Origin of the sequence: Amphiplicatus metriothermophilus, from assembly GCF_900199215.1 — a bacterium.
Lineage (GTDB): Bacteria > Pseudomonadota > Alphaproteobacteria > Caulobacterales > Parvularculaceae > Amphiplicatus > Amphiplicatus metriothermophilus.
In genome coordinates, this window is record NZ_FZQA01000006.1 from 39,863 (window position 1) to 59,407 (window position 19,545).

Here is a 19,545-nt window from a genome sequence, read left to right on the forward strand (position 1 = left end):
CGGAGCAGGGAATTGTCGTACAGGGTGCGAACCTGTGGGGCGACGGCTGCGGCCTTCGCCGCGCTCGTCGTCGCCGAGGCCCGGGCGGATCAGATCGTCGTCGTCGCCGAGCGGCGGGCGCAGGCGACGTCGGAAGTGGCGGGCAATGTGGCGGTCATCGACGCGGCCGAGATCGCGCGCGCCGCGGCCGACCATCCGAGCGAGATCCTCGCGCGCGCGCCCGGCGTGCTCATCCATCGCAACAACGGACAGGAGCATCTCACCTCGATCCGCTCGCCGGTGCTGACGGGCGGGGCGGGGGCCGGCTCGTTCCTGTTTCTTGAAAACGGCGCGCCGCTGCGCTCGGCGGGCTTCGCCAACGTCAACGCGCTGTTCGAAGCGCATACGGAGATCGCCGAGCGCATCGAGATCGTCCGCGGGCCGAGCGGCGCGGCATATGGCGCAAACGCCATTCACGGCGTGATCAACGTGCTCACGCCCGCGCCCTCGCCGGAACCGCTTGCGGCGGGTCTTTTCGTCTCCGGCGACACAGTGGAGCGCTTCAAGGGTTCGGCCTATGTCTCGGGAACGCAGGGCGCGCACGGCGTTCACGCCGCGTTTTCGCTGGCCTCGGAAGCGGGCTACCGCGCCGATTCCGGCCTCGACCAGCAAAAGGCGACCTTGCGCCATGATTACCGCGCCGGCGCGCTCTCCATACGGACGGTTCTGTCGGGAACGAATCTCAATCAGGAGACGGCGGGCTTCGTTGAGGGGCCGGACGCCTATCGCGATCCCGATCTGCGGCGGACCAATCCCAATCCGGAGGCGTTCCGCGACGCGAAGGCCGCGCGCCTGTCGAGCGAGATCGCCTATGCGCCCCGCGAGGGGCTGACGGTCTCCGTGACGCCCTTCGCGCGCTGGAACGAGATGCGCTTTCTCATGCACTTCCTGCCGTCGCAGGCGTTCGAGGAGAACGGCCACTGGAGCTTCGGCGCGCAGTCGGCCGTCTACGCCGACGCGTCGGACCGGCTTTCCTTCATCGCCGGCCTCGATTGGGAGTACACGGAGGGCTATCTGACGGAGACACAGTCCCTGCCGAGCTTCGGATCGTTTCCGCAGGGCGTGCATTACGATTATGAGGTGAAGGCGGCGACGGTTTCGGGCTTCGCCCAGGCGCGCTACGCGCTCGGCGCCCGGCTGACGGCCGGCCTCGCGGCGCGCGCCGACTGGACGCGCTACGATTACGACAACCGGACAGCCGCCGGCGCGACGGGGCGCTTCCTGCGGCCCGAAGACCGGACCGACGACTTCTTCACTCTCAGCCCCAAGGCGAGCCTGCTTTACGCGCTCGGCGAGGGGGCGGCCTTTCTCAGCTATGCGCGCGGCGCGCGCCCGCCTCAGACGACGGACCTTTACCGCCTGCAGATCAATCAGACGACGGACGGCGCCGATCCGGAAAAGATAGACGCCGTCGAGATCGGCTGGCGCGGCGCGCTCGGGCCCCGCATCGACGTGGAGGCGGTCGCCTATTACATGGTCAAGCGGAACTTCTTCTTCCGCGACGCCGACGGCTTCAATGTCGACGACGGAAAGACCCGCCATGTCGGCGTGGAGATCGACGCGACGGCGCGCGTCGCCGAGTCGCTCACGATCGACGCCAATGCGAGCTACGCCGCCCATACCTATCGCTTCGACCGGGAAGTCGCGAGCGTTCCGCAGGCGACCGAATCGATCCGCGTCGGCGACGACGTGGACACCGCGCCGCGCTGGCTCGCCGGGGCGCGCCTGCTGTGGACGCCGCGCGCCGTCCCCGCGGAGCTCGAAGCCGAATGGGTCCATGTCGGGGCGTATTTCATGGACGCGGCGAACAGCGCGACCTATCCGGGTCACGATCTTCTGCATCTGCGCGCGACCTGGCGCGTGGACGCGCGCCTGTCGCTGAGCCTGACCGTGCGCAACGCGCTCGATGCGCTCTACGCCGAGCGCGCCGACTTCGCCTTCGGAAACGAGCGCTATTTCCCCGGCGAGGAAAGAACCTTTGGCCTCGCCCTGCGCGCGCGGCTATAAGCGGACCGGCCGCAAGCAAAAGGACGTGTCGATGAACGAGTTTCGCGCGCCCCAATTCGGCGAACCGCTGCCGGCGGCGCATCCGTCGGCGGAGACGATCAGGCTCCTGCGGCTGCGCCGCTCGACGCCGGTCGAGCTCATCGGCGAGCCGGGTCCGACGGCGGAAGAGCTGCGCGTCATGCTGGAGATCGCCGCGCGCGTTCCCGACCATCGCCGGGTCGCGCCCTATCGCTTCATCGTGTTCGAGGGCGACGGGCGGTCGAAGGCGGGCGACATTCTCGCGGAGGTCTTCGAGAAGAACGATCCGTTCGCGGGAGAAAGCCGCATCGAGGCGGAACGGACCCGCTTCCTGCGCGCGCCGGTGGCGGTTGCCGTGGTCTCCTGCGTCGACCGCAGCCATCGCACGCCGGAATGGGAGCAGATCCTGACCGCGGGCGCGGCCTGCCAGAACCTTCTCATCGCCGCGAGCGCCCATGGCTACGCCGCGCAGTGGATCACCGAATGGTGCGCCTACGACCGCGACGCGCTCGCCCGTTTCGGCCTCGCCGAGGAGGAGCGCATCGCGGGCTATGTCTATATCGGAACCGCGAAGGAGGATCCGCGCGAGCGGCAGCGTCCCGACGCGGCGGCGCTGACGAGCCGGTTCGGCCGCTGACAGGATTGTGAACAGGCGGCGGCCGGCGCCTCCGCCGGTTCATGGAAAGGTCTTGACCGCGTCCTATATGATCGCGCGCAATGCAATCGGATAAGGAGAGAGCGCATGAGAACACACGCCCTTTACGCCGTCGCCGCCTTCGCCCTGGCCGCCTGCGGCCAGCAGGCGCCCGCGGACGCCTCCGGCGAAACCGCGCCCGCCCAGACCGCCGCCGAGTCGGTCGATCTCGCGGCCGCCCCCGCCGGAACCTACGTCACCGACCCGAAGCACCGCTACATCACCTTCACATACTGGCATCAGGGCTATTCGCGGCCCTATCTGCGCTGGCGCGACTGGGAAGGGGTGCTCGAATGGAATCCGGAGAACCCGGAGCAGTCTTCGATCAGCGTCACGATCGACGCGGCGTCGATCGATTCCGGCGTCGATGAGTTCGACGACCATCTCAGAAGCGCCGACTTTTTCGACGTCGCCAACCATCCCGAGATCGCGTTCGAAAGCACGTCGGTCGAACGCGTCGGCCCGAACAAGGGCAAGGTGACCGGCGAGCTGACGATCAAGGGCGTCACGAAGCCCGTCGCGCTCGACGTGACGTTCAACAAGGCCGACGCGCTCCAGGACGGCGGCCACAAGCTCGGCTTTTCCGCGAAGACGACGGTGAAGCGCTCCGACTTCGGCGTCGACCGCTACGTTCCTTTCGTCGGCGACGAGGTCGAGGTCCTCATCGAAGCGGAGCTGGCCTCCCGGTAACGCCGTTTCCGCATAAGGGAGAAATGCGATGCCTGCGAGCCGCTATACAGACGTTGCGATCGTCCTGCACTGGACGATCGCCCTTCTCATCGTCGGCCAGCTCGCCGGCGGCCTGTACATGGTGCGCATTCCCGACAGCGAGGCCGCGTTCAAGTTCCAGATCTTCCAGCTTCACAAGTCCTTCGGCGTGACGATCCTTCTGTTGTCGCTGGCGCGCCTGGTCTGGCGGTTCACGCACAAGGTCCCGCCCCTGCCCGAAGCGATGCCGGCCTGGGAGCGCGCCGCGGCGCGCGCGGCGCATTGGGGCTTTTACGTCCTGATGATCGCGACCCCGCTTCTCGGCTGGGCCTATGTGTCGGTCGCGCCGCTCGGCGTGCCGACATTCCTGTTCGGCGTCGTTCCCTGGCCGCACATGCCCTTCTTCGAGGGCGTTTCGGACCGCGAGGCCGTCGCGCATCTGTTCGAGGAGATGCACGAATACGCCGCCTACGCCTTTATCGGGCTGCTCGTCCTTCATGCGGGCGCGGCGCTGAAGCATCATTTCGTCGACCGGGACGACGTGCTCGCGCGCATGGCGCCCTTCGTTCGCCGCAAAACATCCGTATAGGAAGCATATGCCGTTTATGATCGCCGCCCGCGCAGAGCGTCTTTGCCCCTCCTTGAAAAAGGGGGGCGGGAGAGGATGGCGCGACGCGCGCGCAGTCCCCGCCCGGCGGGCGCTGGCCGCGAGCCTTGCGCTGTTCGCCGCCGCGTGCGCGGACGAGTCCGCCGCCGTCGCCGAAAGCGCGGCCGAGGCCCCCGCCGCAGGCGCGCATGTCTGGACGCTCGATCCGGCGGCGAGCCGCCTCGTCTTCGCCGCGACCCAGACCGGCGAGCGTTTCGAAGGCCGGTTCGAGGATTTCTCCGCCGACATCGCGTTCGATCCGGACGATCCCGAGTCCGCGTCCATCGCCGTAACGGTGGACCTCGCCTCGGCCCGCACCGGCGACCGCCAGCGGGATGCGGCCCTGCCGGGGCGCGACTGGTTCCATGTCCGCGAGCATCCGACCGCGCGCTTCGTTTCCGATGCGGTCGCGAAGACAGGCGAGAACGCCTATGAAGCGCGCGGGACGCTGACGATCCGCGGCGTTTCGAAGGAGGTCGCGCTGCCCTTTACGCTGACGATCGACGGGGACAGGGCGCATGCGGAGGGATCGCTCGTCATCGACCGCACGGATTTCGGGGTCGGTCAGGGCGAGTTCGCGACCGGCCAGTGGGTCGGACTCGACGTGGACGTGTCTTTCGTCGTCGAGGCGACCCGCGCCGGCGGCTGAACGCGGCGCGTTCAGGCCGCTGCCGGGCGCGGGCGCCGGCGGGGGCGGGGCGCGGCCCGGCTCTCCCGGGGCGCGGCGTCCTCCTCGAACAGCTCGGCGAGCTTGTCGACCATCGCGCCGCCGAGCTGCTCGACGTCGACGATGGTCACCGCGCGCCGATAATAGCGCGTCACGTCATGACCGATGCCGATGGCGAGAAGCTCCACCGGCGAACGGTTCTCGATCGCCGCGATCGTCTCGCGCAGATGCCGTTCGAGATAGGCGCCGCCATTGACGGACGAGGTGGTGTCGTCGACCGGGGCGCCGTCGGAGATGACCATCAGGATGCGCCGCGCCTCCGGCCGGCCGAGCAGGCGCTCATGCGCCCACAGGAGCGCCTCGCCGTCGATGTTCTCCTTCAGGAGGCCTTCCTTCATCATCAGCCCGAGCGAGACGCGCGCGCGCCGCCAGGGCTGGTCGGCGGCCTTGTAGATGATGTGGCGCAGGTCGTTGAGCCGGCCCGGATGGGGCGGGCGTCCGTCAGCGACCCATTTCTCGCGCGACTCGCCGCCCTTCCACGCGCGCGTCGTAAAGCCGAGGATCTCGACCTTGACCCCGCAGCGTTCGAGCGTGCGCGCGAGAATGTCGGCGCAGATCGCCGCGATGGTGATCGGCCGGCCGCGCATCGAGCCGGAATTGTCGATGAGGAGCGTGACGACCGTGTCGCGGAACTCCTGATCGCGCTCCTGCTTGAAGGAGAGAGGCTGCATCGGATCGACCACCACGCGCGCCAGGCGCGCCGCGTCGAGCACGCCTTCGTCGAGATCGAAGTCCCAGCTCCGGTTCTGCTTGGCGAGGAGCCGACGCTGCAGCTTGTTGGCGAGGCGCGCGACGATGTTGTGCAGGTTTTCGAGCTGGCGGTCGAGCGTGCGGCGCAGGCGCGCGAGCTCTTCCGGATCGCACAGATCGCCGGCCTGGGCGATCTCGTCGAACTCTTTCGTGTACGCCTTGTAGGCCTGGCCGCTGTCGCCTTCGAAGCGCGCGCGGATCGAGGAGATCTTGGCGTTCTCGGCCGCGCCGTCGGAGTCTTCCTCGGCCTGCTCGACGTCCTGCTCGCTGAACTCGGCCTCGCCTTCGGATTCGCTCTCGCCGTCCGCAGACTGATCTTCCGGGGAGTCGGCGACGCCTTCGTCGTCGTCCTCGACCTCCTTTCGGCTCTGGTCTGCGTCGTCCTGGCCTTCGGCGGTCTCGTCGCCTTCCTGCGCGCCGTCCTCGTCGTCGATGTCGAGATCGCGCAGCACGGCGCGGGCGAGCGCGGCGAAAGCGGCCTGATCTTCGAGGTCTTGCGTCCGCGCGAGGGCGTCGAGCGAGGCGCCGGCGCGCCGCTCCACCTCCGCGCGCCAGCGCGCCATGACGCCCGCGGCGGACGGCGGCGGCGCCCGGCCCGTCAGACGCTCGCGCAGCAAGAGCGCAGCGACGTCGGCGACGGGCGCCGGGTCCGACGGATCGAGGCTGTCATAGCCTTTCTCCGCGATCGCCTTGTCGAGGGCCGCGGCGAGATTGTCGCCCACGCCCTTCATGCCCCGCGCGCCGAAGGCTTCGCAGCGCACGTTCTCCAGCGCGGTGAAGACGGCGAAGCCCTGCGGGCTTTTGGGCGCGAGGCGCGCGTGCTCGCTCTCGTCGTGATGGGCGAGCTTGAGCGCGGCCGCGTCCGCTTCGCCGCGGGCGATCGCCGCCGCGGCCGGGCTCAGCACCCGCGCAGGCAGGGGGATGCGCGCACGCTTGCCCTGCACCTGCGCCCGCTCGCCGCCGAAGGCCACTTCGACCTCGTTCTGCGAGGACAGCGCCCGCGTCGTCTGCAGGAGCGCGCGTTTGAAGTCCTCGCGACTCTTCTCGCGTAGGGGGCCTTCCCGCGGCGTGATCGGCGGAGTCATGGCGGCGTTCATGGCCCTGATGTCGCGTATCGCAGGCGCTTTGCCAAGGGGCGCCGGCGCCGCTAGAAGGCGCGGATGCAGACCGGCCGAAGCGAAATCGTCGCGCAACTTCGCGCGCTCGGGGCGAAGCGGGGCGGCGTTCTCCTCGCCCATATCTCCTATCGCGCCGCGAGGCCGGTCGAGGGCGGACCTGTCGGGCTGATCGAGGCGCTGCGCGCCGCGCTCGGGCCCGAGGGGACGCTGGTCATGCCTTCATGGGGCGACGGCGCCGAGCCGTTCGATCCTGCGCGCACGCCGGCCGATCCCGATCTCGGCGCGACGGCCGATATCTTCTGGCGGCAGCCGGGGGTCATGGTCGCCGCGCACGCCTTCGCCTTCGCCGCCGCGGGCTCGCAGGCCGAAGCGATCCTGCGCGACCGGCTGCCCCTGCCGCCGCATCGGCGCGAGAGCCCCCGTCGGACGCGTGCGGGAGCGCGACGGGCAGGTTCTGCTTCTCGGCTGCGGCCATGACGCGAACACGACCCTGCATCTGGCCGAGCTGCTGGCGGCGGTTCCGTACCGCACGCCGAAGCATGTGACGGTCCTGCAGAACGGCCGGCCGATTCGCGTGGAATACGGAGAAAACGATCATTGCTGCCGGCTCTTCGCGAAGGCCGACGCGTGGCTGCGCGCGCGGCCGGCAGGCGGAAGGGCGCGTCGGGCGCGCCCATGTGCGGCTATTCCGCGCGCGCGACGTCGTCGAGGTCGCCGTCGAGAAATTGCGGCGCGATCCGCTGATCTTCCTGCGCCCGCCCGCGGCAGGCTGCGGGGAATGCGACGCGGCGCGGCGCAGCATTCCCGCATGAGCGGCGTCAGGCTCCCTCGAGAAGCCGCTTCGGGTGCATGCCGTCCACATAGCCCATGAAGGGCGGGCGGATCTGATAGCCGAGCAGGCTTTGAAGGTCCGGGCTCAGATCTTTCACCACCGATGGCGGCACGGCGAGCGACATGTTCTCCATCGTGCGCAGCCATTGCGCGCAATATTGCGGCGTGAAGGCGAGGCGCGGCGCGCGCGACGCGTTCGCGCCGCCGGCGTGCCACAGATCGCCGTGAAAGACGACGACCGAGCCCGCAGGCATCTCCACGGCGAAATGCGCGTCAAGCCCGGTCGGCTTGCGCCCCTCCGCCCACAGATGGCTGCCGGGCCACACGACGGTGCCGCCGTTTTCCTCCGTAAAAGGATCGATCGCCCAGATCGCCGAGACCGCATGGCACTGGCGCGGGCGCGGCGCAGGGTAAAACCCGGCGTCGAAATGCGGAACCTGCCGCTTCTCGCCCGGATGGATGCGCACCGCGAGGCAGGCCGACAGCAGCGGGCCCGGGCCCGTCATCGCTTCGAGGATCGCGAGAATCCGCGGATGGGCGACGAGGCCGTCGAGCGCGCGCGTCTTGCGCAGGAGCGCATAGGCGCGCTGGGTCCTGAAGCCTTCGAAATCGTTGCGGCCCATCGGGCCGACCAGCGCTTCGAGCGCGGCCCTGGCCGCGGCGTTCTCCTCCTCGCCGACGAGCCGCTCGATGACGACATAGCCGTCGCGACCGATGGCGGCGAGATCGGCCTCGACGAGGGCCGGATCGACCCGCCCGCGGAGCGCGGGATCGTCGAGGCCGTAGGTTCCGGCGAGATCCTGATAGAGATCGTCCGGGTCCGTAATGCGGGGCGGGGCGCGTTTGGTCATGGGAGGGCCTCCTTCAGCCGCACGGCGCCGGAAATGAACGTCCACAGATTTTCCGTGAGCGCCTTGCGCGATGCGCGGCGGGGATTTTCGAACGCATAGGCCGCGGCTTCGTCGACGCCGCCGATGATCGCCGCGCCGGCGATCATCGGGTCGATGCCGGCGGCGATCTCGCCCGAGCGCTGGCCGTTGCGGATGTTGCGCGCGGCGAGCTCGATCATGCGCCGGCGGCGCGCGGCCTCGACGGCGGCGACCTCGGGCGTGCGGGCGAGCCTGCCGAGCACGACCGCGGCGAGCGGCTCGGCGAACAGGAAATCGACGACGCGCTCGAGCCGGCGGCGCTCGCGCGTCGACCAGCGCTCGCGCGGGTCCATCGGCGCGTTGATGACCGCGTCGTAGCGGTCGTAGAAAAGTTCGACCACGGCGGAAACGAGCCCCGCCTTCGAGCCGAAATAGTGATAGGCGAGGCCGGCGGCCGCGCCGGCGCGGCGGGCGACGTCGGCCATCTCCAGCGCCCCGTCATTGGCGACGAGCGCCTCGGCCGCCGCCTCGATCAGGCGCGCGCGCGCCTCCGGCGGCGCCCCCCGGCGGGTCTTCGATAAGGCGGTCGCAGGGCTCATGCGTGTTCCTTGCGCTTGTCCGGCCCGTCAGGCCCCGCGCCGTTCGCCTTTCCGGCGCCGGCCGCCGTGCGGGGGGGCGGGCGCGATCGTCTGGGCGACGCTCGCCGCATTGCGGGCGCGCAGACGCCCGGCGCGACGCCCTCGCGGGCCCTGCCCGGCTCCCCCGCGCGCGCAACATAACAGAGGACTGAATTGAATTCAATTCAATCCGCATGGGCGGCCTTCTCCGTCGTCCCGGGTCCGCCTTTCTCCGTCATCCCGGATCAGCAGCGCAGCATGAAATGCTGCGCTGCATCCGGGACCGCGTGCGGCAGGCGCCGGCGCTTGCGGAGAGCGGTCCCGGGTCTGCATCGCATCGCTGCGCGCTGCAATGCGCCCGGGACGACGATGGAGCGGGTCGGGAGCGGTCCCGGGTCTGCGGCGCGTCATTCCATGCCGCGCCGCGCCAGGGATGACGCTGGCCGCAGCCGAAAAAATTTCCCGCGCGGGTCGGAAAACGCGCCGATTCGCCTTTTCGGCGAATCGTGCGGCCTTTGTTTTTCCTGAGAAATTTCCTCAAACGTGGATAACTATTCACAACTTATCCCCGCCTCTCGGCGCGCCTGCATACTACGCGCGAAAGCCCGGTCCCGGCCCTGCCGGCGGGGCGGGCGCAGCAAGGGAGACGGATCATCCGCAGGCGACGCGAAATCGGAAGCTCCGGCCGGGCGCATGGACAGACTCGCCGGCGCGACCTAGGTCTTGCATCCAATGCGACCTGCGAGAAGAGGAAGCCCGATGTCGGAAACGCCGCAGACCGCCGGCGTGATCGCGTCGCCGCCGCTGATGCTGCTCGGCGCGCTGATCGCCGGCTTCATGCTCAGCAACGCCGCGCCGCTCGGCGTTCTGGCGCAGATTCCCGAAAGGCCGCGGCTGATCGTCGGCGGGCTGATCTGTCTTTTCTGTCTCGTCTTTTCCGCGCTGGCCGTGATGCGCTTCGCCAGGAAGGGCACGCCCGTAAATCCCTTTCTGCCGCCGCAGGCGCTCGTCGCCGACGGGGTCTACGGGCTTGTGCGCAATCCGATGTATGTGGATTTCTACGGATTCTCGCTGGGGCTTGCGATCGTCTTCGCCGCCGACTGGGTGATCGTCGCGACGGCGGTTCTCGCCGTCGTCATGCACTATTTCGTCATCAGGCGCGAGGAGCGGTTTCTCGAGGCGAAATTCGGCGAACCCTATCGCGCGTACTGCGCGCGGGTGAAGCGCTACGGGCTTTTCTGAAGTCCCGCCGCTCAGCTCGTCTCGGCGAGAAAGGAAAGCTGGGTGATCATCGCGCTGCGCCGGGCTTCGTCCCGGTCGACGAGGCGCGTGGGATAATCGCCGGTGAAACAATGATCAGTGAAGGAGGGCGCCCGCTCGTCGCGGCGGCGCCCTTCGATCGCCTCGTAAAGGCCGTCGAGGGAGAGAAAGGCGAGACTGTCCACGCCGATCTCGGCGCGCATCTCCTCGATGGTGCGGTCGTGGGCGAGCAGCTCTTCATGGGACGGCGTGTTGATGCCGTAGAAGTCGGGGTGCTTGATCGGCGGGCAGGCCACGCGCATGTGCACCTCCTTCGCGCCCGCCCGGCGCAGCATCTGGGTGATCTTGCGCGAGGTGGTGCCGCGCACGATGGAGTCGTCGATCAGCACCACGCGCTTGCCGTCGATGGCGCCGCGGTTCGGCGAATGCTTGCGCGCCACGCCCGCCTCGCGAATGCGCTGCTGCGGCTCGATGAAGGTGCGCCCGACGAAATGGCTGCGGATGAGCGCCATCTCGTAGGGAAGGCCGGACTCCTGCGCATAGCCGATCGCCGCCGGCACGCCCGAATCAGGGATCGGCGAGACGAGGTCGGCCGCGCACGGCGCCTCGCGCGCGAGCTGGCGGCCGAGGCTCTTGCGGATCTCGTAGACGCTCTTGCCGTCGACGACGGAGTTGGGCCGCGCGAAATAGATGAGCTCGAAGATGCAGGGCCGGGGCCGCGGCGGGAGCGGGAACACCTGCCGGCTTTCGACCTCCCCGTTCGGCTTGCACGCCACGACCTCGCCGGGGCGCACGTCGCGCACGAACTTCGCGCCGATGAGGTCGAGCGCGCAGGTCTCCGACGCCAGAATGGGCGCGCCGTTGAGCTCGCCGAGGATGAGCGGGCGGATGCCGACGGGGTCGCGCGCGCCGATCAGGCCGAACGGCGTCAGCGCCAGAAGCGCGTAGGCGCCTTCGACCTGCTTGAGCGCGTCGATCAGCCGGTCGACGATGGCGATCTGGGACGAGCGCGCCGTGAGCTGCAGGAAGATTTCCGAATCGGAGGTGGACTGAAAGATGCAGCCGCGCTGGACGAGCTCGCCCCTGAGCTTCAGCGCGTTCGTCAGATTGCCGTTATGGGCGACGGCGATGCCGAACTTGTCGAGATCGGCGTAAAGCGGCTGGACGTTGCGCAGAACGGTGTCGCCCTGCGTCGAATAGCGGGTGTGGCCGATCGCGGCCGCGCCCTTGAGCGCGGCGAGGGTGTCGGCGTCGGAGAAGTCGTCGGCGACGAGGCCGAGCCGGCGCTCGGTATGGAACACGCCGGTCTCGGCGTCGTAGCTCGCGATGCCGGCGCCTTCCTGGCCGCGATGCTGGAGGGCGTGCAGGCCGAGCGCGGTGAGCGCCGCGGCGTCGGGCGTGCCGATGACGCCGAAGACGCCGCATTCCTCTTTGAGGCGCGGCTCGAAGCTCAGCGCCTCGCGCGCCGCCTGACGGCGCCGCCAGGCCGGACCCGCCGCGTCGAGATAGCGCGCCGCGAGGCGGGCGAAAGTGCCGGCGTCTGTCACTCGGGGTCGCTCTCCTTGAGGATCGCGGCGATCGGATCGCCTGCGTCGCCTGCGGAATCGGCGCGCCGGGCCGGCTCGCGGGCGCCTCGCGCCGGCTCGCCGGTCCGGTCGGACGTCGTCACCGTGGCGACGATCTCCGACAGGGCCGAGCGCTCGCCGCGGTCATACCCGCGCGCGGCCGCATCCGCCTGCGGTTCGATGTCGCTTTCCGGCGCGCCGTCCGGCGTCTTCTGCGGCGCGCTCCGGCCCGAGGGCGCGCCGTCGAGCCGGGTCGATTCCGGAGCGAGGCTCTCGAAAAAGCCGGCCATGCCCTTGGCCATGGGCAGGGTCCACGCCTTGCGCACGGCGTCCGGCCAGCGCTGCTCGTCGAGGTAGTAGCTGTAGGCGAGGAATCCAAGACCGATGAGAACCAGCCCCCGCAGGAGACCGAAGACGCCGCCGCCGATGCGGTCGGCCTGCGCGGCCTGGCCGGTCAGGCGCAGCCGGGCGAGGCCGACATGCATGCCGACATACAGCCCGCAAAAAAGAAGCGCGACGAGCGCCGCGCCGATGACCACGGCGGCGATGAAGGAGCCCTTGGCGCCGACCAGCCCCTGGATCGGTCCCGTGAGCAGCGCCGCCCCGCCGATGGCGAGCCCCAGAACGGCCAGGGTGCCGATCTCCCTGACCGCGCCGCGAATGATGGCGAAACCGATGGAGAAAAGAAGGACGGCGATGACGATCAGGTCGAATACGGTCATCACGTCGGACCTTTTGCGGCGGCCTGCGAAGCGATCTTCGCAAGAATGCGCCGAGTCGGCCTCCCCCGACGCCTGCATAGCCTCGAATGCGGGCCGGTTCAACGCTTCGCGCAGGGCGGAGGCGTCAGCGCGCCCGGGCCGCGGGCCGCGCCGCGCCCGCCTCGGCGCTGCGGATCCAGGCGACGAGGTCGGCGAGGGTCTCGACGGGCGCGACGGCGATTTCGGTCGATTTCGCCGCGACGGCCGCCGGGGCGAGGGCGCCGGAGAAGCCGAGCTTGCGCGCCTCGCCGAGCCGCGCCTCGGCCTGGGTCACGGGCCGGACCGCGCCGGAAAGGGCGACTTCGCCGAAGGCGACCCGGTCCGCCGGCAGCGGCCGGTCGAACAGCGAGGAGCACAGCGCCGCCGCGGCGGCGAGGTCCGCCGCCGGCTCGGCGATGCGCAGGCCCCCCGCCACGTTGAGGAAAACGTCGTGCCGCCCGAAGTCGAGCCCGCAGCGCGCGTCGAGCACGGCGAGCAGCATCGACAGGCGCGCGGAGTCCCAGCCGACCACGGCCCGGCGCGGGGCGGCGAGCGAAGAAGGCGATACAAGCGCCTGAAATTCCACGAGAACAGGCCGCGTTCCTTCGATGCCGGCGAAGACCGCCGCGCCGGAGACCGGCTCGCCCCCGCGCGAGAGGAAAAGCTCCGACGGGTTCGGCACCGGGCGCAGGCCGGCCCCGGTCATCTCGAAGACGCCGATCTCATGGGCCGCGCCGAAGCGGTTCTTCACCGCGCGCAGGATGCGGAAATCGCGCCCCGGCTCGCTTTCGAAATAGAGCACCGCGTCGACCATGTGCTCGACGACGCGCGGGCCGGCGATCTGGCCGTCCTTGGTGACATGGCCGACGAGCAGCATCACCGCGCCGGAGGTCTTGGCGAAGCGGACGAGCTCCTGGGCGCAGGCGCGCACCTGCGTGACCGTGCCCGGCGCGGCGGGCAGCGCGTCCGACCACAGGGTCTGAATCGAATCGATGATGACGACCTCGGGCCGCTCGGCCTTCAGCGTGGCGAGGATGTCGCGCAGCGCGGTCGCCGCGGCGAGGCCGACCGGCGCGTCGGCGAGGCCGAGCCGGCGCGCGCGCAGGCGGATCTGCTGGGCGGCCTCCTCGCCGGAGATATAGGCGACCGAATGGCCGGCGCGCGCGAGCCCCGCGGCGATCTGCAGCAGCAGGGTCGATTTGCCGACGCCGGGATCGCCCCCGATCAGCAGCGCGGAGGCCTGGGCCAGGCCGCCGCCGCAGGCCCGGTCGAACTCGGCGTTTCCGGTCGTCAGCCGCGGCTCGAACGCGCTGCCGCCCTTCAGGGAGGCGAGGGGGACCGGCTTGCCCTTGCCGGCCGCGCCCTTCGCTCCGAGCGAGCCCGGCGGGCCGGCCTCGACCGGTTCGAGAACGATCGTGTTCCATTCCCCGCAGGCGTCGCAGCGCCCGGCCCATTTGCCGTAAACGGCGCCGCAGGACTGGCAGACGTAGCTGTCGGACGATCGGGGCAAGAGCGGTCTCCTTCGCCCGCCCTCCATCGCCCGGTTCGCGCCGGTCGCGCAAGAAGGCGCCGCGCGCGCTCAGAATGCGTAGCGCCTCTCGCGGAACCATTTCGAGGCGAGCCATTTCACGCCCCGCGCGACGGGCAGGCCGGCGTGGCGCGAGGCGGGGTCGGGCGCGCCGTCCGGGCCGGCGTTCTCGAAAACGAGAACGTCGCCCGTCGCGCCCCTGAAGCGGATGTCCGGCGCGAGGAAATGGGTCTCGCCGCCTTCATAGTCGTCATTGAGGTAAAGGAGCGCCGTGGCCGCCCGCTGGCCGCCGCGCTCTCGGTCCGGACCGGGCGGCAGCCAGTCGCCGTGCGGTCGATATTCCTGACCCGGAGCGTAACAGAGAAGGGCGAGGAACTCGCCGTTTTCGGCGGGCCTTCCCGCCAGCGCGGCGAGCCGGCGGTTGAACGCGACGAGCGCAAGGTCGAGATCGACGGGGCCGAGCACGGCCGCCAGGGAATTGCGATAGGGATCGGCGCGCGACTCGCCGGTGCGCGGATCGGCGATCTGGGACGGGCGCAGGAAAGGCGCGCCGGCGGCGATGACATATTCGCACTCCTCGGCGGCGAAGGCGTCGCGGAAGACGCGCGCGGCAGGCGCCTCGCAGAGCCGTTCGGCGGACGCGACGGGCGCGGGCGGCGGCGCGGCGAGCTTTTCGGCGATGCGATCCCAATCAAGACTTTCCGTAGACGGAACGACGTACGGGGCGCGCGCCTCCTCGCCGGCGGACAGGGCGGCGGCGAGCGCGCCCGCGTTCGGATAGCGCGCGGCGGCGAGCTTCTTCACGCAGTCGCGCGCGAGCGCGCGGTCGGCGCCGGCGCGGCCCTGGGCGGCGCGGCGCGCGCAGACGGCGGCGGCGACCGCGTCGCGCCGGGCGGCGGCCTCGATCAGGTCCGCGGCGTCGGCGTCTTCCCCGTCGGCGGCGAAGAGCAGCATGGCGATCTCGCGCTGCGCGCCGGCATGGCCGCGCCGCGCCGCCGAGAGCGCGAAGCGCGTCGCCGCAGCCCAATCCGCCGCGACGCCCAGTCCGTCCGCGTAAAGAACGGCGAGCAGGCGCTCGGCGGCGGGCGAGCCGCCGGCGGCGGCGCGTTCGAGCAGGGAGACGGCGTCGGGCAGCGACGCGCGCGTTCCGCACCGGCGCGTCGCGAGGGTGTAAAGCGCGTCCGGCTCGCCCCCGTCGGCGGCGGCGCGCAGCCAGCGTTCGGCTTCCTCGCGCGCGCCGGCGCCGCTCAGCGCGGCGGCGAGGGCGTATTGCGCGCGCGCTTCGCCGGCTTCGGCGCGGCGGCGGAGGTCGGCCAGATCGGGGCGGTCAGCCATGGCGCGAGCCTATCATTCGCCTTTCGCGCCCGCCAATCGGCGCGCTCTCGCCGCCGCCGGCGTTGCGCCGCTTCGCGCGCTCCGTTAACAGGCGGACGCGAGCAAGGAGGGCCTTCCCATGCGTCTCGACGCCGTCGCCGTCGGCAAGAACCCGCCCGAGGACGTGAACGTCGTCATCGAGATTCCGGTCGGCGGCCAGCCGATCAAATACGAGCTGGACAAGGAGGCCGGCGCGCTCGTCGTCGACCGCTTCCTCTATACGGCGATGGCCTATCCGGGCAATTACGGCTTCGTGCCGCACACGCTGTCCGACGACGGGGACCCTATCGACGTGCTGATCTGCAACACGCGCCCGCTGGTTCCCGGCTGCGTCATCAATGTGCGGCCCATCGGCGTGATGCTGATGGAGGACAACGCCGGCGTCGACGAGAAGATCCTCGCCGTGCCGAGTCCGCATCTGACGCGCCGCTACGAGAACGTGCGCAACTATTCCGACCTGCCGGAGATCACGCTGCAGCAGATCGGCCATTTCTTCGAGCACTACAAGGATCTCGAGCCCGGCAAATGGGCGAAGATCGGCGGCTGGCAGGATCGCGCGGTCGCGCAGCGCCTGATCGTCGAGGCGATCGAGCGGGCGAAGGGCGCGCGCTAACCCGCCTTCTTGGTCCACACCGAGCCGCGACGCAGGGCGTCGGCGACGCGGCCCGCGCGCTCGCCCGGCCTCGCGCGGCCGGCCCAGAAGCCCTTCTCGAAGGCCGCGGCGGCGGGCGCGCGGTAGATCACGCCGAGCGCGACGGGAAAGTCCGGCTGCGGCATGGACAGCAGAAGCTGGGCGAGGGCGGGATTCGTCTCGTCGTGGACGAGAATGTCCGTCTGCGGAACGCCCCCTTCGCCGACCGCCGCGACCTCGAGGCGGAAAGTCTGCGGGTTGAAGCGCAGGCCCTTCGCTCCCTTCGCGAACAAGAGCGGCTTGCCGTGCTCGACGTGAATCTGGGCGTCGTCGGCGACCTTTTTCTCGGTGAAGGAGGAAAAGACGTCGGCGTTGTAGACGATGCAGTTCTGGAAGATCTCGACGAAGGCCGCGCCCTCGAAAGCGTGCGCCGCTTTCAGCGTCTCGCCGAGATGCTTCGCGTCGGTGTCGATGCCGCGGGCGATGAACTTCGCGCCGGCGCCGAGCGCGAACAGGCACGGGCTCACCGGCGCGTCGATCGAGCCTTTCGGGCTCGACGGCGAGCGCGTGCCGATGCGCGAAGTCGGCGAGTACTGGCCCTTGGTCAGGCCGTAGATCTCGTTGTTGAAGAGCAGCACCTGCACGTTCACGTTCCGGCGCAGCGCGTGCAGCAGGTGATTGCCGCCGATGGACAGCCCGTCGCCGTCGCCGGTGACGACCCACACGTCGAGGTCGGGATTGGCGAGCTTGAGGCCCGTGGCGAAGGCCGGCGCGCGGCCGTGTATCGTATGGAAGCCGTAGGACTTCACGTAATAGGGAAAGCGCGACGAGCAGCCGATGCCGGAGACGAACACGGTTTCGTCCGGGTTCGCGCCGATGTCGGCGAGCGTCTTCTGCACGGCCTTCAGGATGGCGTAGTCGCCGCAGCCGGGGCACCAGCGCACTTCCTGGTCGGTGGCGAAGTCTTTGGCGGTGAGGGGAGCGGTCATCGGGCGTCGCCTTCGACAGTGCACGAATCTTTCATTCCGCTCATCCCGGCGAAAGCCGGGATCCAGAATGGAGTGAGCGCTGGGTCCCGGCTTTCGCCCGGATGAGCGGAGAAGGAGACTGGTGAAAGAGAAAACATGGCAACCTTTACTGCGCGGCTCCCACAGCGGCCGGTTTCGGGGTTCGCGCCGCGGCCGGATAATGCGCGCGGATCGCGTCGAGAATCTCGGCGATCTTGAAAGGCTGGCCGGAGACCTTGTTGAGCGGGATGACGCCGATCTCCAGCCTGTCGCGCAGAAGCGTGGCGCACTGGCCCATGTTCATCTCGGGCAGCAGGACGCGCTCGTAGCCGCGCAGGAGCGCGCCGAGATTGTCTGGCAACGGATTGAGCCAGCGCAGGTGAATCTGCGCTGCGTCGAGGCCTTCCTTGCGGGCCGCCTCGACGGCCCGCCAGATGACGCCGTGGGTCGAGCCCCAGCCGACGACGGCGAGCGGCCCGCGCTCGGGGCCCTGCTCGACCTCCTGGGGGCGGATGAATTTCGCCACGCTGGCGACTTTCCGCGCGCGCAGCTCGGTCATGGCCTGATGGTTGGCCGCCTCGTAGGAGATGTCGCCGGTCTCGATGTCCTTCTCAAGGCCGCCGATGCGGTGGGCGAGGCCCTTCATGCCCGGCGCGACCCAGGGCCGGCCGAGGCTTTCCGGATCGCGCGCCCAGATCGCGCGCTTGAGGTCCGCCGGGTCGTCCGAGTCCGGCGCCTGCGGCGGCGCGTTGTGAAGGATCGGCTCGTAGTCGGCCATGTCGGGGATGGCCCACGGGCCGGCCGCGTTGGCGATATAGCCGTCCGTGAGCAGAAAGACCGGCGTCATGTGCCGCAGCGCGACGCGCGTCGCCTCGATCGCCGCGTCGAAGCAGTCGCCGGGGCCGGCCGCGGCGATCACCGGAACCGGCGCGTCGGCGTTGCGCCCGTAGACCGCCTGATAGAGGTCGGACTGCTCGGTCTTGGTCGGCAGGCCCGTGGACGGCCCGCCGCGCTGGGAGTTGACGACGACGAGCGGCAGCTCGGCGGCGATGGCGAGGCCGATCGCTTCGGTTTTGAGCGCGATCCCCGGCCCCGAGGAGGAGGTCACGCCGATCGCCCCGCCGTAAGAGGCGCCGATCGCGGCGCAGGCCGCGGCGATCTCGTCCTCGGCCTGGAAGGTGGCGACGCCGAGATCGCCCATGCGCGAGAGGTGATGCAGCAGCGGCGAGGCAGGGGTGATCGGATAGGAGCAGAACAGCACCGGCTTGTCGGCGAGCTCGCCCGCCGCAGCGAGGCCGAGCGCGAGCGCCTCGGCCCCGGTGATGGAGCGGTAGTCGCCCGGCGACATCGGCGCGGCGCCGATCTCGAACTGCGGGATCTCGGCGGACAGCTCGGCGGTCTCGGCGTAGGCGTGGCCGGCGTGAAGCGCGGCGAGGTTGCCGGCGAGCACGTCGGGCGCCTTGGCGAACTTGCGGTTGATCCAGGCTTCCATCGGCGCGCGGTCGCGGCCGAACATCCACAGGATCGCGCCGAGGGCCCAGAAGTTCTTGCAGCGCTCGGCGTCGCGCCGGCTGAGGCCGGAGTCCTTCACCGCTTCGAGGGTGAGCGCCTTGATCGGGATTTCGATCACCTGATAGTCGGCGAGCGCGCCGGTCTCGCGCGGGTCGGCCCTGATGTTCGCCTTGGCGAAATTGCGCTCGTTGAACTCGTCCGTGTTGAGAATGACGAGCGCGCCTTTCGGCAGCAGCGGCAGGTTCACTTTCAGCGCGGCCGGGTTGAAGGCGACCAGCACGTCGGGCGCGTCGCCGGCGGTGGCGATGCGCCGCGCGCCGAGATTGATCTGGAACGCCGACACGCCGAAGGTCGTGCCGACCGGCGCCCTGATCTCGGCGGGGAAGTCGGGGAAGGTGGCGAAGTCGGCGCCCGCGAGCGCGGTCGACTCGGCGAACTGCGCGCCCAGCAGCTGCACGCCGTCCCCGGAATCGCCCGCGAAGCGGACGACGATGGATTGATGCTCAGGCCTGATCTTGGTCATAGGCTCCCGCCCGTCGCGCGCCTTGTCTTTCGCCCCCGCGGCTCGCGCTCCCTGGCTGTCGCTCCATGCAGGAAGCTCGCCGGCGCGCGGGCGGATTGCTGGCGATTGGCGAGACCGTCAGCAGCAACTAACCCAAACGCGGAAGAGCCGGGCCCTGTCCGCGCTGTTTCTGTGATCATATCTCAATCTTGCCGGCGGGGCGCAAGGCTCCGCCATGCCGCATCGCGGCAAGGTGAACCGGGGCTGCATAGGCCGGACCGGCGCCCGGGAAAAGGCAGTTTTTCTAAAAGGGCCGATAGGCTCGCGCGGAACCGCCGGGACGCGCGCGAGTCCGCTTGCGGCCGGCGCGCGACGGCTGCTAGGCGTGAAAGGAGCATTTCC

Annotated in this window: 16 protein-coding genes and 1 pseudogene; 8 read left to right on the forward strand and 9 right to left on the reverse strand. The window is 70.1% G+C overall.

The window, feature by feature from the left end; all coding sequences use genetic code 11:
- Window positions 1–24 precede the first annotated feature (24 nt).
- The 5 genes from CHB64_RS11910 to CHB64_RS11930 all read left to right on the forward strand — a co-directional run bounded on the left by CHB64_RS11910 (window position 25) and on the right by CHB64_RS11930 (window position 4,761).
- Window positions 25–2,046, forward strand: a complete 2,022-nt coding sequence (locus CHB64_RS11910; protein WP_159462490.1) for a TonB-dependent receptor — start codon at window positions 25–27, stop codon at window positions 2,044–2,046.
- A 31-nt stretch (window positions 2,047–2,077) separates the two neighbouring features.
- Window positions 2,078–2,701: a nitroreductase family protein gene (locus CHB64_RS11915; RefSeq protein ID WP_089412946.1), complete on the forward strand. Its 624-nt coding sequence runs from the start codon at window positions 2,078–2,080 to the stop codon at window positions 2,699–2,701.
- Between the two features lie 105 nt (window positions 2,702–2,806).
- Window positions 2,807–3,448, forward strand: coding sequence for a YceI family protein (locus tag CHB64_RS11920; RefSeq protein WP_089412849.1), 642 nt, complete (start codon window positions 2,807–2,809; stop codon window positions 3,446–3,448).
- Window positions 3,449–3,476: 28 nt separating this feature from the next.
- The gene (locus tag CHB64_RS11925) at window positions 3,477–4,055 is read left to right on the forward strand and encodes a cytochrome b (RefSeq protein WP_089412850.1); all 579 of its coding nucleotides are present in this window, start codon (window positions 3,477–3,479) and stop codon (window positions 4,053–4,055) included.
- Window positions 4,056–4,062: 7 nt separating this feature from the next.
- Window positions 4,063–4,761 (forward strand): YceI family protein, encoded by a 699-nt coding sequence (locus tag CHB64_RS11930; RefSeq protein ID WP_200815356.1) that lies wholly within the window; start codon window positions 4,063–4,065, stop codon window positions 4,759–4,761.
- An 11-nt stretch (window positions 4,762–4,772) separates the two neighbouring features.
- Here the strand turns inward: CHB64_RS11930 and cobT are convergent, their stop codons facing one another.
- On the reverse strand, window positions 4,773–6,674 hold the full coding sequence (cobT, locus tag CHB64_RS11935; RefSeq protein ID WP_200815357.1) for a cobaltochelatase subunit CobT: 1,902 nt from the start codon (window positions 6,672–6,674) through the stop codon (window positions 4,773–4,775).
- Between the two features lie 75 nt (window positions 6,675–6,749).
- Here cobT and CHB64_RS15805 point away from each other — a divergent pair.
- A pseudogene (locus CHB64_RS15805) lies at window positions 6,750–7,519 on the forward strand (AAC(3) family N-acetyltransferase).
- Between the two features lie 6 nt (window positions 7,520–7,525).
- On the opposite strand, the gene CHB64_RS11945 reads toward CHB64_RS15805, so the two are convergent.
- Window positions 7,526–8,389: a phytanoyl-CoA dioxygenase family protein gene (locus CHB64_RS11945; protein ID WP_089412852.1), complete on the reverse strand. Its 864-nt coding sequence runs from the start codon at window positions 8,387–8,389 to the stop codon at window positions 7,526–7,528.
- Complete coding sequence (locus tag CHB64_RS11950; protein WP_089412853.1) at window positions 8,386–9,006, reverse strand: TetR/AcrR family transcriptional regulator; 621 nt, start codon at window positions 9,004–9,006, stop codon at window positions 8,386–8,388. Before CHB64_RS11950 ends, CHB64_RS11945 begins: the two co-directional genes overlap by 4 nt.
- Window positions 9,007–9,783: 777 nt before the next feature.
- On the opposite strand from CHB64_RS11950, the gene CHB64_RS11955 reads away from it, so the two are divergent.
- The gene (locus CHB64_RS11955) at window positions 9,784–10,266 is read left to right on the forward strand and encodes a methyltransferase family protein (RefSeq protein ID WP_159462491.1); all 483 of its coding nucleotides are present in this window, start codon (window positions 9,784–9,786) and stop codon (window positions 10,264–10,266) included.
- Window positions 10,267–10,277: 11 nt separating this feature from the next.
- Here the strand turns inward: CHB64_RS11955 and purF are convergent, their stop codons facing one another.
- From purF to CHB64_RS11975, 4 genes are all read right to left on the reverse strand, one after another.
- A complete protein-coding gene (gene purF / locus CHB64_RS11960; protein WP_089412948.1) occupies window positions 10,278–11,738 on the reverse strand; it encodes an amidophosphoribosyltransferase in 1,461 nt (486 codons plus the stop codon).
- 89 nt (window positions 11,739–11,827) lie between these two features.
- Window positions 11,828–12,571 (reverse strand): CvpA family protein, encoded by a 744-nt coding sequence (locus tag CHB64_RS11965; protein WP_159462492.1) that lies wholly within the window; start codon window positions 12,569–12,571, stop codon window positions 11,828–11,830.
- Window positions 12,572–12,695: 124 nt separating this feature from the next.
- On the reverse strand, window positions 12,696–14,099 hold the full coding sequence (gene radA / locus CHB64_RS11970) for a DNA repair protein RadA (protein WP_200815358.1): 1,404 nt from the start codon (window positions 14,097–14,099) through the stop codon (window positions 12,696–12,698).
- Window positions 14,100–14,168: 69 nt separating this feature from the next.
- Window positions 14,169–15,452: a 2OG-Fe(II) oxygenase gene (locus tag CHB64_RS11975; RefSeq protein WP_089412857.1), complete on the reverse strand. Its 1,284-nt coding sequence runs from the start codon at window positions 15,450–15,452 to the stop codon at window positions 14,169–14,171.
- A gap of 118 nt (window positions 15,453–15,570) precedes the next feature.
- On the opposite strand from CHB64_RS11975, the gene ppa reads away from it, so the two are divergent.
- Entirely contained in the window at window positions 15,571–16,104 is a 534-nt protein-coding gene (gene ppa / locus CHB64_RS11980; protein ID WP_089412858.1) for an inorganic diphosphatase, read from the forward strand.
- On the opposite strand, the gene CHB64_RS11985 is transcribed toward ppa, so the two are convergent.
- Both CHB64_RS11985 and CHB64_RS11990 read right to left on the reverse strand, forming a co-directional pair.
- Window positions 16,101–17,111, reverse strand: coding sequence for a 2-oxoacid:ferredoxin oxidoreductase subunit beta (locus tag CHB64_RS11985; RefSeq protein ID WP_089412859.1), 1,011 nt, complete (start codon window positions 17,109–17,111; stop codon window positions 16,101–16,103). The genes ppa and CHB64_RS11985 overlap by 4 nt on opposite strands.
- A gap of 145 nt (window positions 17,112–17,256) precedes the next feature.
- Complete coding sequence (locus tag CHB64_RS11990; RefSeq protein WP_089412860.1) at window positions 17,257–19,164, reverse strand: 2-oxoacid:acceptor oxidoreductase subunit alpha; 1,908 nt, start codon at window positions 19,162–19,164, stop codon at window positions 17,257–17,259.
- Window positions 19,165–19,545: the final 381 nt, after the last annotated feature.